The following is a 14,554-nucleotide window of genomic DNA, read 5'->3' on the forward strand; positions in this document are numbered from 1 at the left end:
GGAGCCGCGACGCTCGGGACATGCCTGCACAGCCGATCACCGTCCTCGCCCCGGCCGCGTCCGCCTGGACGATGCTCTACGTCCTGTCCAAGGTCCACTACGCCGTGACCGGGACCCTGGGGGTGACCGGAGGCCCCGTCGTCCCGCTCGCGCGCTACGCCGCCTACGCCCCCGGCGAGGTGGCCGCGGCGCAGTGGGCCAACGCCGGGCTGGGGGTGCTCGCCGCCGGGCTGCTGCTGTTCGCCACCTGGTTCCCGGCCGGGTGGAACCGGTGGCTGCTCACCGTGCCGCTGGCGACGGTGTTCGTGTCGGCGACGGCCGGTGCCCTCGGCATGGTGGCGCGCGACCTGCTGACCGGCTCCGGGGGAGCGGTGTTCGGCGCCTACTGCGCGGTCTGGGCCGCGCTCGTCGGCGCCGCGACGTGGGCCCATCACCGGAGCCGGGAGCAGGTGCCGGCGGCGAATCAGCTCACCGGTTGCGCCACACCGGTCGTCGCTTCTCGGCGAACGCCCGGACCCCCTCGGCACCGTCCTCGCTGAGCAGCAGCTCGTCGAGAGCGGGGGAGGGATGGTGCACCGCGTCCACAGTGTCGGTGATCCCCGCCGTCTCGTTCATGATCTGCAGCGAGGCCCGGACCGAGGTCGGCGACCCGTCGAGGATCTCGGCGGCCAGCTCCCGGGCGCCCTCCAGCGCGGTCCCGGCCGGGACGACCCGGTTGACCAGCCCGTACCCGTGGGCCTCGGTGGCGGTGACCCGCCGTCCGGTCAGGATCATCTCGGTGGCGACCGTGGGCGGCACCGTCCGCGGGAGCCGCACCAGGCCACCGGCCCCGGCCACCAGCCCGACCTTCACCTCCGACAGCGCGAACGTCGCGGTGTCGTCGGCGACGACCAGGTGGCAGGCCAGCGCGATCTCGCAGCCGCCGCCCATCGCGAACCCGTTCACCGCCGCGATCACCGGCTTGGTCATGTCCCGGCGCCCGGTCAGCCCGGCGAACCCGTTCTTGGGCACCCACATCGGCTTCCCGCTCGCGGAGTACACGAGGTCGTTGCCCGCGGAGAAGGCCTTGTCCCCGGCCCCGGTGAGGATCGCGACCCACAGGTCCGGGTCGGCGAAGTAGGCGTCGAAGACCTCGTCGAGCTCGTCGTTCGCCGCCGGGTGCAGGCTGTTGCGCGCCTGCGGCCGGTTGATCGTCACCTCGAGCAGGTGCCCGTCCCGGCGGACCAGGACGTGCTCGTAGTCGTCGCGCAGCACCGCCGGACGCGGCGGGAACAGCTCGTCCATCCTGGACCCGGTCGTCGTCACCCGGTTGCCGAAGCCGAACGAGCGCACGTGGACGCGGCTCCCGACCGGCTCGCCGGTGGTGAGCAGCTCGAGGATCTCCTCGTCGTCGCGGTGCGTCATGGCGACGAACCGGCGGCCGTCGGCCTCCAGCCGCCCGACGACCACGCCGGTGCGCGACCCGTTCCGGCCGTGCTTGACCGTCCAGGTCTCCACGGTCGCCGGGCCGTCCGCCTGCAGCGCCTCGACCGGGGCGTCCCACCCGTCGATCCCGGCCTGCAGCTCGGCACTGCGGTCGGCGCGCCACCCCGTGGGAGTGGTCGAGTAGATCCCGGCCGAGTACTTGCTCAGGGTCCCGCCGTTCGCGCCGACCAGGCCGAAGGCCCCCGGCTCGGCCCGCAGCCGCGTGACGGTCTCGGCGACGGCGTGCATCGAGTAGTTGTTGCCCGCACCCCCGAAGAACGGCAGGCCGCCGGTCAGGGTCAGGCCGCGCGGGTCGTCCGGGGCGAGGCCGAGACCGTCGCAGACGGCCGACACGGCGATCGGGAAGCAGCTGTAGAGATCCAGGGTCGTGATCTCGTCCAGGGTGCGCCCGGCGACCTCGAGCGCGTGCCGGACGGCCAGCACCGACGCCGGCGCCGCCGACAGGTCCGCGCGGTCCATCAGCTCCCGCTCGCGCAGGTCGGCGTGCCCGTGCAGGAACACCCAGCGGTCCTGGGCGACACCGAGCCAGCGTGCTGCGGCGACCGACATCAGCAGCACCGCCGCACCCTGGTTGACCTGGTCGCGGGCGACCAGGAACCGGGTGTACGGATCGGCGATCGGCCGGTTGCGCTCGGTCGGCGTGGCCAGCTCGCGGGCGCTGCGCTCCACCGGTGCGGCGGCGTGCGGGTTGTTCGCAGCCACCTTCGTGAACGGCGCGAACAGCTCGCCCATCGTCAGCGCGTACTCCTCGCGCGACTGCCCGAGCCGGGCCCGGCGGGCGTTGTCGAACAGGGCGTACTGGCTGGGGGCGTCGGTGAGGCCGTGGCTCGCGAGGTGCCGCGACATCAGGCCCTTCAGCCCGAAGCCGCGATCCTCGAGGTCGCCGCCGACGTGCTCGGTGAAGTCCGGCGCGTCCTCGGCCCCGGCCAGCCGGCGCGCCGTGGAGATCGCCTCCGAGCCGAACGCCAGCGCGACCTCCGAGCGGCCCTCGGCGATCGTCCGGGCCAGCTCGGTGACCAGGTGCTGCGGTGACTGGCCGCCGCTGACCTCGAGGATCGCCCGGCCCGGCACGGCGCCGACCCGCGCGGCGACCGACCGCGGATAGTTGTCCGACCGGCCCAGCGGCGCGCTCGCCCCCGGCGTGGAGATCTCGAACTGGCGGACCCCCGCGACGGTGTCGATCGCGGCACCGAGTGCGGCCGGGTCGGCGGCGGTGTCGGCCAGCGCGGCCCGGGCCGCCTCGGCCGCGAGGCCGACCGCGGACAGCTGCCGGTACCCGGGGTCGTCGACCCGGTCGGACGCCTGCCCGACGCCGACGAGCACCGGGGTGCGGGGATCGAGCGAGGAATGGTCGGTCATGCCCGTGCTCCCTCGTCGGTGGGCGAGGTGAGCGCGCTCAGCGCGCCCAGGCGGCGCTCGCAGTCCGCGACCAGCTGCCGGGTGATCTCCGCGGCCGGGCGCAGGCCGGTGAACGAGCCGACGACCTGGCCGATGAAGAACGACTCGAGCGCCGTCGCCCCCTCGTGGCCCTGCTCGGCGGCGGCGTCGATCCGCTCCCACGCCTCGCTGACGAGCATCGGCTGCAACGGCATCGGCAGCGGCCCGGGACTTCCCGGCCGCTCCCAGGCGTCGTGCCAGGCGCTGCGCAGCTGCCGGGCGGGCTTCCCGGTCCGGGTGGGCGAACGGAGCGTGTCCGAGCTCGCCGCGGCGAGGAACTTCTCCTTCACCGGCAGCGGGGTGATGTCCTCGTGGCTGGACAGCCACAGCGACCCGCACCACACGCCCGCCGCGCCGAGCGCCAGCGCCGCCGCCATCTGCCTGCCCGAGGCGATCCCGCCCGCCGCGAGGACGGGCCGGTCCCCGGCCAGGTCCACGATCTCCGGGGTGAGCACCGTCGTGGCGATCGTGCCGGTGTGCCCGCCCGCCTCGGTGCCCTGCGCGACGAGCAGGTCCACACCGGACTCGAGCTGGCGCACGGCGTGCTTGCGCTGCCCCACCAGCGAACCGACCACGACACCGGCCCGGTGCGCCCGCTCGACCAGGTTCGGGGGCGGGGTGCCCAGCGCGTTGGCGACCAGGGAGATCCGGTGGGAGAACGCGACGTCGAGCAGGGCCGCCGCGCCGTCGGGGTTCAGCGCGACCGCGAGCTCGTCGGTCTGCGGCGAACGGGTTGCGCCCTGCGGGACCCCGTACTCGGCGAGCAGCTTCTCGACGAACTCGATGTGCTCGGCGGGGATCTGCGCGCGCAGGCTCGCGACCAGGTCGTCGGGGTCGCCGGTGGCGAACTTCTCCGGCACCAGCAGGTCGACCCCGTACGGCCTGCCGTCCACCTGTTGCTCGATCCAGGTGAGCTGGGCGTCGAGCTCCTCGGGGGTGTAGGCCGTGGCGGCCAGCACGCCGAACCCACCGGCGTTGGTCACGCCGGCCACCACGCCGGGGGAGCGGTTGAACCCGACGACGGGGTGGTCGACCCCGAGCAGGTCGGTCAGGGCGGTGCGGATCATGCATCTCTCCAGGTGAGGACGGCGTCGAGGGCTTCGATCGTGCTGCCGGACACGTGCAGGGGGTTGATCTCGAGCGACTCCAGGTCGTTGCCCAGGGCGAGCGCGAGGTCGCCGACCCGGGCGACGACCGCGCCGAGCGCGTCGAGGTCCGCGGCCGGGGCGCCGCGGACGCCGTGCAGCAGCGGCGCACCGCGCAGGCTCTCGAGCAGCGCCCGGGCACGGGCCGGGGAGACCGGGAGCGGGGACAGGGCCGAGTCGCCGAGCACCTCGACGAACACCCCGCCGAGTGCCACCGCGAGCACCGGCCCCCAGTCCGGGTCGCGGACCACGCCGACGAGCAGCTCGGTGCCACCGGAACGCAGCGGCGAGACGAGCACGCCCTCGACCCGTGCCCCGGCGACGTTCGACGCGGCCGTGGTGATCTCGTCGTAGGCCGCGGCGACGGCGTCGTCCCCGGCCACACCGAGCCGCACCCCGCCGATGTCGCTCTTGTGCAGGATGTCCGGGGAGACGATCTTCATCGCGACCGGGCCGCCGAACCCGGTCGCCGCCTTCACCGCCTGCCGGGCGGAGGTCGCCGTCTCCCCGGGCACGACCGGGATCCCGGCCCCGGCGAGCAGGTCGCGGGCGGCGGTCTCGCTCCACGCGCCACGCCGGGGCGCCCCCTCGGACACCACGACCGGTGTCCCTGCCTGAGGTGTCCCGGTAGCACTGTCGCGGGTGGCTTCGGACCACCACGCGAGGTTGCGCAGGGCCACCACGGCCTGCCGCAGGCCGGGGATCGCGTGCGGCACGCGGGCCCGGGCCATGACCTCGCGGGTGTAGGCGGTGATCGGCTGCAGCACCTGGTTGACGTAGACGACCGGGCCCGCGGCGTTCGCGATGCCGTCCCCGATGGCGTCGGCGAAGACCTGCCCGCTGTAGGGGCGCCCGTCGGACGCCCACGGCAGCGAGTTGACCACCGCGACCACCCCGACCCCGGGGTCGGCCGAGACGGCCTCGATCGCGCGGGTGAAGAGGGTCGGGTCGATGATCGCCGCGCCGGTCACGTCGAGTGGATTGTGGACGGTGCCGTAGGTGGGCATCATCGCGTCCAGCGCCTGCTCGGTGGCCGGGGCGAACGGCGGCAGCTCGGCGCCGAGGTCCTCGGCGCGGTCGGCGAGGATGTCGCAGGCGCCCCCGGAGATCGACACCACGCCGATCCCGGGCCGCGCCAGGCGGCCCAGCCGCGCGGCGGTACCCGCGGTGATCAGCATGTCCTCGATCGAGTCGACCCGGATGACGCCGAGGTCGCGGAAGACCGCGTCGACGGTCCGGTCGTCGCCGACCAGGGCACCGGTGTGCGCGGCCGCGGTCCGTGCGGCGAGCTCGCTGCTGCCGGCCTTGAGCGCCACGATCGGCTTCCCCGCGGCTGCCGCGCGCCGGGCCGCGGCCCGGAACACCCCGGGGTCGCGGACGGTCTCCAGGAAGATCGCGATCGCGCGGGTGTGCTCGTCGTCGACCAGGTAGTCGAGGACGTGCCCGGCGGTCACCATCGCCTCGTTCCCGAGCGTGACCATGTAGGACAGGTCCGCCCCGGCGATCCCGGCGAAGTCCAGCATGGCCGAGGAGCTCGCGCCGCTCTGGGACAGCAGCGCCACCGGGCCCGACGCGTCCGGCAGCCCCGGGATCGGGGTCACCGGCGTCCGGTGGACGAAGTTCGCGAAGCCCAGCTGGTTCGGTCCGAGCAGCACCATGTCCAGCGACTCGGCGTGCGCCACGAGCTCGGCCTGGGCGGCCCGGCCGGCCTCGCCCGCCTCCCCGTACCCGGCGGACAGGACCACGGCGTTGCGGATGCCGGCCGCGGCCGCGTCGCTCAGGGCGTCGAGCGTGCCCGCCTGGGGGACCATCATGAAGGCGACGTCGACCGGTTCACCGATCTCCCGGCAGGAGGTGACCGTCGGCCGGCCGTGCGTCTCGGCGCCGCGCCGGTTGACCAGGTGGGTGCGGTCGCCGAGGCCGAAGTCGACCAGGTTGCGGTAGGTGACGGCGGAGAAGTTGGACTTGTCCGAGGCGCCGACGAGGGCGACCGAGCGGGGACGGAACAACGACGCGAGCCGTTGCGGGGTGATCGGACCGGCCATCTGCACACTCCTTCGTGGTGATGGTGGACGAACCGGATCAGAGGGGGAGCCCGAGGCCGCGGGCGATCAGCCCGCGCTGGACGTCGTTGGTGCCGCCGCCGACGACGTACATCACCGACAGGCGAAGCGCGTACTCGAACGGCGCGGTCTCCAGGGCGGCCGCCGGCCCGAGGATCTCCAGTGCCGCCTCGCCGAACTCCTCGGCGGTCTCGCCGCCGAGCACACCGGCCATCGGGGCCTCCAGACGGGCGCCGCCGCCCTGCGCGGTCGCGTCGATCGCGGCCGACACCAGCGCGCGGGTGGCCTGGATCGCGACGGCGACCCGGCCGAGGCGGGCCCGGCGGGCCGAGCCGCGCGGCCCGACGGTGCCCTCGACGTCGGCGCGGACCACCGCGAGCAGGTCGTCGAGCCGGCGGTGCAGCGTCGCGGCGATGTTGCCCATCGTGATGCGCTCGCCGGCGAGGGCGTCGGTGATCACCGTCCAGCCGCCGCCGACCTCGCCGACGCGCGCGGCGTCGGGCACCCGGACGTCGTCGTAGAACACGGTGCAGGAGATCTCGCCGGACAGCGCGCGATGCTCCTGGACGGTGATCCCCGGGGTGTCCATCGGGACCAGGAACACCGTGATCCTGGCGTGGCGGGGACGGGCGTCGGGATCGGTCCGGGTCGCCAGCCACACCCAGTTCGCCGTGTGGCCGCCGGTCGTCCACAGCTTCTGCCCGTTGATCACCCAGTGGTCGCCGTCGCGGACGGCGCGGGTGCGCAGCGACGCGAGGTCGGACCCGGCCTCGGGCTCGCTGTAGCCGAGGCAGAACTCCAGCTCGCCGCGGCGGATCAGCGGCAGGAAGCGTTCCCGCTGCTCGGGACTGCCGTGGCGCAGGATCGAGTTGCCCAGCAGCATCACCGAGGCGAGCGCGGTGGTGACGGGCGCGCCGGAATAGGCCGCCTCCTCCTGCAGGACGACCTGTTCGGCCAGGCTCGCGTCGCGACCGCCGTACTCCTCGGGCCAGGCGAACCCCAGCCAGCCGCGGTCGGCGACGGCGCGCACCACGTCACGGTCGAGCCGGGTGCTGCCGGAGGACGTGTGGGCACAGCCGGCGAACAGCGCCCGCACCTCGGCCCGGAACGCCTCGCCGACCGGGCCGGCGTCGAACGGCGGCAGCGACGCGCCGGTCTCGACCAGGACGTCGGCGAGCTCGCCCGCGCTGCGCGGGAACTCGCGCAGCCGCGTGAGGTCGGCGTGCACCCGCCGGAACAGCCACGGTGCCTCGTGCTCCTCGAAGTACCCGACCGCGGCCAGCGTGTGCTGGGCCCCGAGCTGCACCCGCGGCGCGGTGTCCCGGACGTGCTCGACCGCGATCTCCACCCACGACGCCCGGTCCGGGGCTCCTGCTCCCCACCGGCGGCGGGCCTGCGCGAGCAGCAGCTCCGCCGCGGCGACGTCGATCTGGCAGGACGCCGTGCGCTGCGCCACCGCACCGAACGAGCCGATCGGGCGTCCGAACTGGTGCCGGGTCCGGGCGTGCTCGACGGCCATCTCGTGCGCCCGCCGGGCCGCCGCCGACGCCCGGGCGGCGAGCCCCAGCCGCAGCAGCAGGACAGCCTCGTCGGCCCGGGCCGCGTCGATGTCCGCCGTGGCCGTCACGGCACCGAGCCGGACGCGCGACCAGGACGGCACGGCCAGCCCGGGTTGCGGCTCGGTCCCGGCGATCTCCCGCAGCACCGCGGTCCCGCCCCCGGGCGGGAGCAGCAGCACGTGCGTGGCGGCCTCGGCGGCCTCGGCGTGCTCCACGACGGCGGGCTCGCCGGCGGCCGGGTGCTCGGCGGCCGGGTGCTCGGCGGCGCCGGCTCCGGCTCCGGTGAGCGCCACCAGCACCCGGACCTCGCCCGACTCGACACCGGCCGGGTCCGGCAGGAGGCGGGCGGCGACGAAGCCGTCCAGCACGGGTAGCGGGCACGCCACCCGCCCCAGCGCCCGGACCGCTGCCAGCGCGGCATCCGGCGCGTCGGCCGTGCCGAGCTCGAACCAGCCCTGCGCGGCGGCGCTCCGCCACAGCTTCTCGAGATCACCGGAGGGGGCCGCGGTCGCGTCACCCCACTGCTCATCGGCCATGCGGGCCACCGCATCGGCGACGGCGGCGAGCTCGTCCTGCGACGTCATGGGCGCACCCCATATCTGAACGGGAACCGTCCGTAAGGCTATTCTGACGGCGACCGTTCAGCAATAGGCACGGGCGGCACGGCAGGCGAGGAGGTGCGCGGTGACCGAGACCCAGGCAGCGGGGCGTCCGCGCGACCCCGTGGTCGATACGAAGGTCGCCGAGGCGGCGATCGGGCTCTTCGGCGAGCAGGGCTGGGCCGGGTTCAGCGTCGAGGCGGTGGCCCGGCGCGCCGGCGTCGGCAAGGCGTCGATCTACCTGCGCTGGCCGACGAAGCAGGCCCTGCTGGTGGACGCGCTGCGCCGGCACGTGCAAGGCGTGGCCGCGGTCGAGGCGGGCGACGTGCGCAGCGAGCTGGTCCAGCTCGGCATGCAGCTGATGCGGCACTACCTCGGCGACGCGGGCCGGGCGGCGCTGCGGATGACGGTCGAGGCGGACCGGATCCCCGGCGTGGCCGAGCTTTGGGCCACGATCCGCGAGTCGCAGGTCCTCGCGGCCCGCGCCATCGTCCGGCGGGCGATCCGCCGTGGTGAGCTGCCCGCCGACACCTCGGTGACGCTGCTGCTCGACACCCTGTGCGGCGCGGTGATGAACCATGTCCAGGCGACGCCGGAGCCGGCCCGGGCCCGGCTGCTGCCGGCCGGGGAGAGCTACGTGGTCCGCCTGGTGGAGTTCCTCCTCCCGCGCACCCCGGCGCCGGAGCACTGACCCCCGGAGCACCCCCCGGAGGACTGACCTCCGGCAGGGCGAAAGCGTGCAGGTCGGGTCCGCACGGCCCGGTGATCTGCACGGGATCGCCCTCTGCGGGGCGGAAGCGTGCATGTCGGGGCGCTGGGTCGGTCGAGTGGCACGGAAGCGCCCCGAGTCGGGCGACTGCGTGCACGTCGGCGGCGCCCGGCCCGGTGATCTGCACGGGATCGCCCTCTGCGGGGCGGAAGCGTGCATGTCGGGTCGCCGGATCGGTCGGGTGGCACGCAATCGCCCCGCGCGGCCGCGAGGCCGGGGACCGGGCGGGCGGGTGTTTCGTGCACACCGGACCCGGGCACGCCGTCGTATGGCCAACACCTATCGCGTGACCGAGATCGTCGGCTCCTCCCCGGAGGGTGTCGACGCGGCGATCCGCAGCGGCATCAGCGACGCGTCGAAGACGCTGCGGAACCTCGACTGGGCGGAGGTGACGCAGATCCGCCTGCACCTCGACGAGGGCTCGGTCCAGCACTTCCAGGTCGGCCTCAAGGTGGGCTTCAAGGTCGACGAGGAATGACAGATCGGTGCGGAGTGACCGGAGTGGGGTAGCGCGACATAGTTGAGGGGCACACCGCAGGAGGAGGCCCGCATGCCCCAGGATCCGTTCCGCGACGCGCTCGGTCCGCTGGAGCCCCTGCTCGGGCGGCTGTTCGAGACCCTGGGTGACCTGGACGGGCCGCCGGGGGACGGCCGCGCCGACTCCGACGACACCGGGAACCCCCGAGCCGGACGGCGGCCGCCCGGCAGCCGTGGCACCCGCGGCCTGGACCGGTACGGCCGGGACCTCACCGCGGACGCGGCCGCCGGGCGGCTCGACCCCGTCATCGGGCGGGACGCCGAGATCGACGCCGCGCTCGAGGTGCTCGGGCGCCGGACCAAGAACAACCCCGTCCTGATCGGCGACCCGGGGGTGGGCAAGACCGCCATCGCCGAGGGCATCGCCGCCCGGGTCGCCGCGGGCGAGGTGCCCACCGCGCTGCGCGGCGTGCGGGTGGTCGCGCTCGACCTGGCCGGGATGGTGGCGGGCACCCGTTACCGCGGCGACTTCGAGGAGCGGCTCACCGCCGTCATCGACGAGGTGACCGCCGCCGAGGGGCGGATCATCGTGTTCGTCGACGAGCTGCACCTGGTCGTGGGCGCCGGGGGAGCGGCCGACGGTGGCGCGATGGACGCCGGATCGATCCTCAAACCGGCCCTGGCCCGCGGCGCATTGCGGCTGGTGGGCGCCACCACCACCGAGGACTACCGCCGCCATATCGAACGCGACGCCGCGCTGGAACGGCGGCTGGAGCCGGTGCCCGTGCCCGAGCCGACGGGGCCGCAGACCGTCGCGATCCTGCGCGGGCTGCGTGCGGCCTACGAGCGCCACCACGGTGTCCGGCTCACCGATGCGGCACTCGACGCCGCGGTCGCACTGGCTGCCCGCTACGTCCCGGACCGGTTCCTGCCCGACAAGGCGATCGACCTGGTCGACCGGGCCGCGGCCCGGGCCGGGATGCGGGGCTCCACCGCCGGGGCGGCGGCCGAGGCCGAGGAGCTGCGCCGCGCGCGCGAGGTCGCCGTCGACTCCGAGGACTTCGAGCGGGCCGCGATGCTCACCCGCGAGCTCGACCGGCTCGGAGCCGCGTCCGGCACCGCCGACGCCCGCCCGGAGATCACCGCCGACGACGTCGCCGAGGTGGTGTCCCGGCGCACCGGCATCCCCGTCGCCCGCCTGGGCACCGACGAGCGGGACCGGCTGCTGCGGCTCGAGGACCACCTGCACGCCCGCGTCGTCGGGCAGGACGAGGCGGTCGAGGCCGTCGCCGACGCCGTCCGGGCGGGCCGGGCCGGGCTCGGCCACCCGGACCGGCCGGTCGGGTCGTTCCTGTTCCTCGGCCCGAGCGGGGTGGGCAAGACCGAGCTGGCGCGGGCGCTGGCGGAGGCGCTGTTCGGCTCACCGGACCGGATCGTCCGCCTCGACATGAGCGAGTACGCCGACCGGGCGTCGGTGACGCGGCTGATCGGGGCACCGCCCGGCTACGTCGGCCACGACGACGGCGGCCGGCTCACCGAGGCGGTGCGCCGCACGCCGTACTGCGTGCTGCTGCTCGACGAGATCGAGAAGGCGCACCCGGAGGTCACCTCGACGCTGCTCGGCGTCCTGGACGCGGGCCGGCTCACCGACGCCCGGGGCCGCACCGTCGACTTCCGGCACACCATCGTGATCATGACCAGCAACCTGGGCTCGGAGCAGCTGCTCGCCGCGGCGGGCGCGGGCACCCCGCTCGACGACGTCCGGGAACCGCTGCTGGCGCTGGCCCGGGCGCACTTCCGCCCGGAGTTCCTGAACCGGGTCGACGAGGTCGCGCTGTTCGCCCCGCTGGCCCCGCGGCAGCTGCACCGCATCACCGCGATGATGCTCGCCGAGACCGGGGAGCGGCTGCGGGCCCAGGGCGTCACCCTGCGGGTCGACGACGACGCCGTCGACCTGCTCGCCCGCCGCGGGCACCGGCCCGAGCACGGCGCCCGGCCGCTGCGCCGGGTGATCGGACGCGAGGTGGAGCGCCGGCTGTCGCGCCTGCTGCTCTCCGGGGCGTTGCGCCCCGGCGGCACCGTGCACCTGACCGTCGCCGGCGACGAGCTGCAGGTCCGGCCGGCGGAGTAGGTCGATCCGCGGAGCAGGCCGCCTGTCGGCGTAGGGCCCGGTCAGCCCGCGACGTCGTCGGCGGGCGCCGGGATCGCGGGCAGGCCCAGGATCCGCCGGCGGACCGCCTCGCGGCCGCCGTCGGCGGGCTCGGTGCCGTCGACGAATTCGCGCAGCAGCGCGGCGAAGCGCCGCGGCTGCTCGGCGTGCGGGAAGTGCCCGGCCCCGTCGAAGATCTCCAGTCGGCTGCCCGGCAGCCGCTCGTGCGCACCCAGGGTGTGCTCGACGGGGATCACCTTGTCCCGGTCGCCGGCCACCAGCAGCACCGGGACCTCCGAGAGCAGGTGCAGCCGCTGGGCGCCGTCGAGGCGCTGACCGGACGGCTCGAGGGCGCCCCGTGCGGTCTGCACGAACGCGCCGCGGGTGCCGTGGTCGGAGAACGACTCCCAGGCCGCCCGCACGCCGTCGACGTCGGAGCGGGGGACGCTGCCGACCGCGTGCGCGATGCGCTGCACGGCGTGGCGCATCCAGGGCGGGGTCAGCGACGCGGCCGACCGCAGCACCAGCCCGCTGCCCGGCAGGCTCGCCGCGCGCAGGGCCAGCGCGAGGTCGTGCCCCAGACCGCCGCTCGAGACCAGCACGACCCGTTCGGTCCGTTCGGGGAACTGGTGGGCGAACTGCATCGCCACACCGCCGCCGAACGAGTGCCCGACGATCGTCACCCGCTCCACGTCGAGGGCGACGAGCAGGTCCCGCAGGCCGGTGGCGAAACCGCCGAGGGAGTAGTCCCCGCTGCGCGGCGCCTCGCTGGCACCGTGCCCGAGCAGGTCCGGGGCCAGCACGTGCAGCCGGCGCCCGAGCGGGGCGAGCACCGGGTCCCAGGTCAGGGAGCCGGCGGCCAGGCCGTGCACCAGCAGCACGGCCTGCCGCCCGCGCTGCCCGGCCTCGCGGTAGCTGACCCGCTGCCCGTGCAGGAGCAGCTCCTGCTCGACCGGCGACGCGTCCGCCATGCCTCACCTCCGTGCCCGGCCGGTGCGTCTCACCGCCGGATCTCCCGATCGACGTTACCGGCGGGGAACCGGGAGGTCGGGCGGGTGTGGCCGGACCCTCCCGTGCCGCTCAGCCGGGACCGTGGTCGTCGCCGGTGAAGTGGTACGCGACGTCGGCGACGTCGTCGGCGGCGAGCACGTAGAACACCGAGAGCGGTGTCACGCCCGTGTTGCGGACCCCGTGGACCCGGCCGCCCGGGACGAACACCGTGCTGCCCGCCCGCACGTCGAGCAGGTCGTCACCGAGCCGGACGGTCCCGTGGCCGGCGGTCACCAGGTAGATCTCCGCAGCGTGGTGCCAGTGCGCCGCCAGGTGCTCGCCCGGCGCGAACTCGGCGACGCCCGCGGTGAGGTCACTGGTGGCGGTGAGGGTCCGGCCGAACAGTGCGCGGAACGTCAACGTCCCGCCGACCGCGTCGTCCCACCGCTCGGGGTCGCCGTCGTCGTGGCCCCGTACCAGCTCGTCCACCGTCGCCCACTCCTCCGCTCGCACGGCCGCCCGGCTACCCGGCCGTCCGGATCGCATGCGCGGAGCCTTCACGGGACGGGACTACCATGTTGATATCCCGATCCCATCTCGTTATGTTCCTCTCGTTCGACGGACGACGACGTTCGGCACGAGGGGCAGGGTGTGACCGCATCGGATCGGATGGCATCGGATCGGGACGCGGGCCGCGGCGGCCCGCTCGACGGGATCACCGTCGTCGACCTCACCTCGACGTTCATGGGCCCGTTCTGCACGCTCATCCTCGCGCAGTACGGCGCCCGGGTGATCAAGGTCGAGCCGCCCGCCGGCGACATCCTGCGCGGGGTGGGGGACACCGGCGAGCTCGGGCTGGGGCCGATCTTCCTCAACGCCAACCGGGGCAAGGAGAGCGTCGTCCTCGACCTGCGCGACGAGCAGGACCGCGGACGGCTCAGGCAGCTGGTCGCCGACGCCGACGTCGTCACCCACAACCGTCCGGCCGGCTCCGACACCCGGCTCGGGATCGACTACGAGAGCCTCCGGTCGGTCAACCCGGCCGTGATCGTCTGCGCCATGCGCGGCTACGGCGCGGGCGGCCCGTACGGGACCGAGCCCGCCTACGACGACGTCATCCAGGCGGTCTCCGGCGTGGCGGCCAGCCAGACCGGCCGGGGCGAGCCGCAGTTCGTCCGCACCCCGGTCGCGGACAAGGTCACCGGCGCCATGGCGGTCGGGGCGATCTGCGCCGCGCTGGTGGAGCGCGCCCGGTCCGGGTGCGGGCAGGCGATCGAGGTCCCGATGTTCGAGACGATGGTCCAGTTCCTGCTGCTCGAACAGCAGGGCGGCTACGTCTTCGACCCGCCCCGCGGCCCGGCCGGCTACGCCCGGACCGACTCGCCGTTCCGGCGGCCGTACCGGACCAGCGACGGGCTGGTCGGCGTGCTGGCCTACACCGACGCGCACTGGCGGGCGCTGTTCGAGGTGCTCGACGCCGGTGACCGCGCCGCGGACCCGCGGTTCGCCACGATCGGGGCGCGCAGCCGCCACATCGACGAGCTCTACGAGTGGCTCGACGGCGAGCTCGCCGCTCGCACGACCGCCGAGGCCGTCGCGCTCTGCCGCCGGGCGAAAGTGCCGATCATGCCGGTGAACGGGGTCGCGGACCTGTTCACCGACCCGCACCTCGACGCCGTCGACTTCCTGCAGCGCAGCGAGCACCCGCAGGCCGGCGCGGTCCGGCAGGCGCGCTCGCCGGTGCGGTTCTCGCGCAGCGGCTCCGGACCGTCCGGGCAGGCACCCGCCCTCGACAGCCACGGCCCCGCGCTGCGCGCCGAGCTCGACCGGCGCGCCACCGGCGCCACCCCACAGGACCGACCCGGACCCGAGGAGCGCTGA

The 14,554-nt window shown here is 75.1% G+C and carries 11 protein-coding genes; 5 read left to right on the forward strand and 6 right to left on the reverse strand.

Features of this window, described 5'->3' with window-relative positions; translation table 11 throughout:
* Positions 1–20 precede the first annotated feature (20 nt).
* Positions 21–539 (forward strand): hypothetical protein, encoded by a 519-nt coding sequence (locus tag BM093_RS12760; RefSeq protein WP_093342033.1) that lies wholly within the window; start codon positions 21–23, stop codon positions 537–539.
* Here BM093_RS12760 and BM093_RS12765 read toward each other — a convergent pair.
* Genes BM093_RS12765 through BM093_RS12780 form a run of 4 tightly spaced genes read right to left on the reverse strand, consistent with a single transcriptional unit; the run spans position 469 to position 8,273 of the window.
* Positions 469–2,844 carry an acetyl-CoA acetyltransferase gene (locus BM093_RS12765; protein WP_093342036.1) on the reverse strand — a complete coding sequence of 792 codons (2,376 nt, stop codon included), beginning with the start codon at positions 2,842–2,844 and terminating at the stop codon, positions 469–471. The genes BM093_RS12760 and BM093_RS12765 overlap by 71 nt on opposite strands.
* A complete protein-coding gene (locus BM093_RS12770) occupies positions 2,841–3,989 on the reverse strand; it encodes an NAD(P)H-dependent flavin oxidoreductase (protein WP_245773490.1) in 1,149 nt (382 codons plus the stop codon). Before BM093_RS12770 ends, BM093_RS12765 begins: the two co-directional genes overlap by 4 nt.
* Positions 3,986–6,112, reverse strand: a complete 2,127-nt coding sequence (locus BM093_RS12775) for an acetate--CoA ligase family protein (RefSeq protein WP_093342039.1) — start codon at positions 6,110–6,112, stop codon at positions 3,986–3,988. Before BM093_RS12775 ends, BM093_RS12770 begins: the two co-directional genes overlap by 4 nt.
* Before the next feature lie 37 nt (positions 6,113–6,149).
* The gene (locus BM093_RS12780) at positions 6,150–8,273 is read right to left on the reverse strand and encodes an acyl-CoA dehydrogenase family protein (protein WP_093342042.1); all 2,124 of its coding nucleotides are present in this window, start codon (positions 8,271–8,273) and stop codon (positions 6,150–6,152) included.
* A 100-nt stretch (positions 8,274–8,373) separates the two neighbouring features.
* On the opposite strand from BM093_RS12780, the gene BM093_RS12785 reads away from it, so the two are divergent.
* The 3 genes from BM093_RS12785 (at position 8,374) to BM093_RS12795 (ending at position 11,665) form a co-directional block, all read left to right on the forward strand.
* The gene (locus BM093_RS12785) at positions 8,374–8,979 is read left to right on the forward strand and encodes a TetR/AcrR family transcriptional regulator (protein WP_093342045.1); all 606 of its coding nucleotides are present in this window, start codon (positions 8,374–8,376) and stop codon (positions 8,977–8,979) included.
* A 346-nt stretch (positions 8,980–9,325) separates the two neighbouring features.
* Positions 9,326–9,535, forward strand: a complete 210-nt coding sequence (locus BM093_RS12790) for a dodecin (protein WP_093342047.1) — start codon at positions 9,326–9,328, stop codon at positions 9,533–9,535.
* A gap of 72 nt (positions 9,536–9,607) precedes the next feature.
* Positions 9,608–11,665 carry an ATP-dependent Clp protease ATP-binding subunit gene (locus tag BM093_RS12795; protein ID WP_093342050.1) on the forward strand — a complete coding sequence of 686 codons (2,058 nt, stop codon included), beginning with the start codon at positions 9,608–9,610 and terminating at the stop codon, positions 11,663–11,665.
* A 41-nt stretch (positions 11,666–11,706) separates the two neighbouring features.
* On the opposite strand, the gene BM093_RS12800 is transcribed toward BM093_RS12795, so the two are convergent.
* Positions 11,707–12,654: an alpha/beta fold hydrolase gene (locus tag BM093_RS12800; RefSeq protein ID WP_093342052.1), complete on the reverse strand. Its 948-nt coding sequence runs from the start codon at positions 12,652–12,654 to the stop codon at positions 11,707–11,709.
* 109 nt (positions 12,655–12,763) lie between these two features.
* Positions 12,764–13,162: a cupin domain-containing protein gene (locus BM093_RS12805; RefSeq protein ID WP_177238434.1), complete on the reverse strand. Its 399-nt coding sequence runs from the start codon at positions 13,160–13,162 to the stop codon at positions 12,764–12,766.
* A 162-nt stretch (positions 13,163–13,324) separates the two neighbouring features.
* On the opposite strand from BM093_RS12805, the gene BM093_RS12810 reads away from it, so the two are divergent.
* Positions 13,325–14,554, forward strand: coding sequence for a CaiB/BaiF CoA transferase family protein (locus BM093_RS12810; RefSeq protein WP_143105360.1), 1,230 nt, complete (start codon positions 13,325–13,327; stop codon positions 14,552–14,554).

Source organism: Pseudonocardia ammonioxydans, assembly GCF_900115005.1.
GTDB lineage: Bacteria > Actinomycetota > Actinomycetes > Mycobacteriales > Pseudonocardiaceae > Pseudonocardia > Pseudonocardia ammonioxydans.

What these genes read in the sequence shown, in the direction of transcription:
- BM093_RS12760 (WP_093342033.1), top strand. Translation starts at nt 21, where the DNA reads ATGCCTGCACAGCCGATCACCGTCCTCGCCCCGGCCGCGTCCGCCTGG.
- BM093_RS12765 (WP_093342036.1), bottom strand. Translation starts at nt 2,844, where the DNA reads ATGACCGACCATTCCTCGCTCGATCCCCGCACCCCGGTGCTCGTCGGC.
- BM093_RS12770 (WP_245773490.1), bottom strand. Translation starts at nt 3,989, where the DNA reads ATGATCCGCACCGCCCTGACCGACCTGCTCGGGGTCGACCACCCCGTC.
- BM093_RS12775 (WP_093342039.1), bottom strand. Translation starts at nt 6,112, where the DNA reads ATGGCCGGTCCGATCACCCCGCAACGGCTCGCGTCGTTGTTCCGTCCC.
- BM093_RS12780 (WP_093342042.1), bottom strand. Translation starts at nt 8,273, where the DNA reads ATGACGTCGCAGGACGAGCTCGCCGCCGTCGCCGATGCGGTGGCCCGC.
- BM093_RS12790 (WP_093342047.1), top strand. Translation starts at nt 9,326, where the DNA reads ATGGCCAACACCTATCGCGTGACCGAGATCGTCGGCTCCTCCCCGGAG.
- BM093_RS12795 (WP_093342050.1), top strand. Translation starts at nt 9,608, where the DNA reads ATGCCCCAGGATCCGTTCCGCGACGCGCTCGGTCCGCTGGAGCCCCTG.
- BM093_RS12800 (WP_093342052.1), bottom strand. Translation starts at nt 12,654, where the DNA reads ATGGCGGACGCGTCGCCGGTCGAGCAGGAGCTGCTCCTGCACGGGCAG.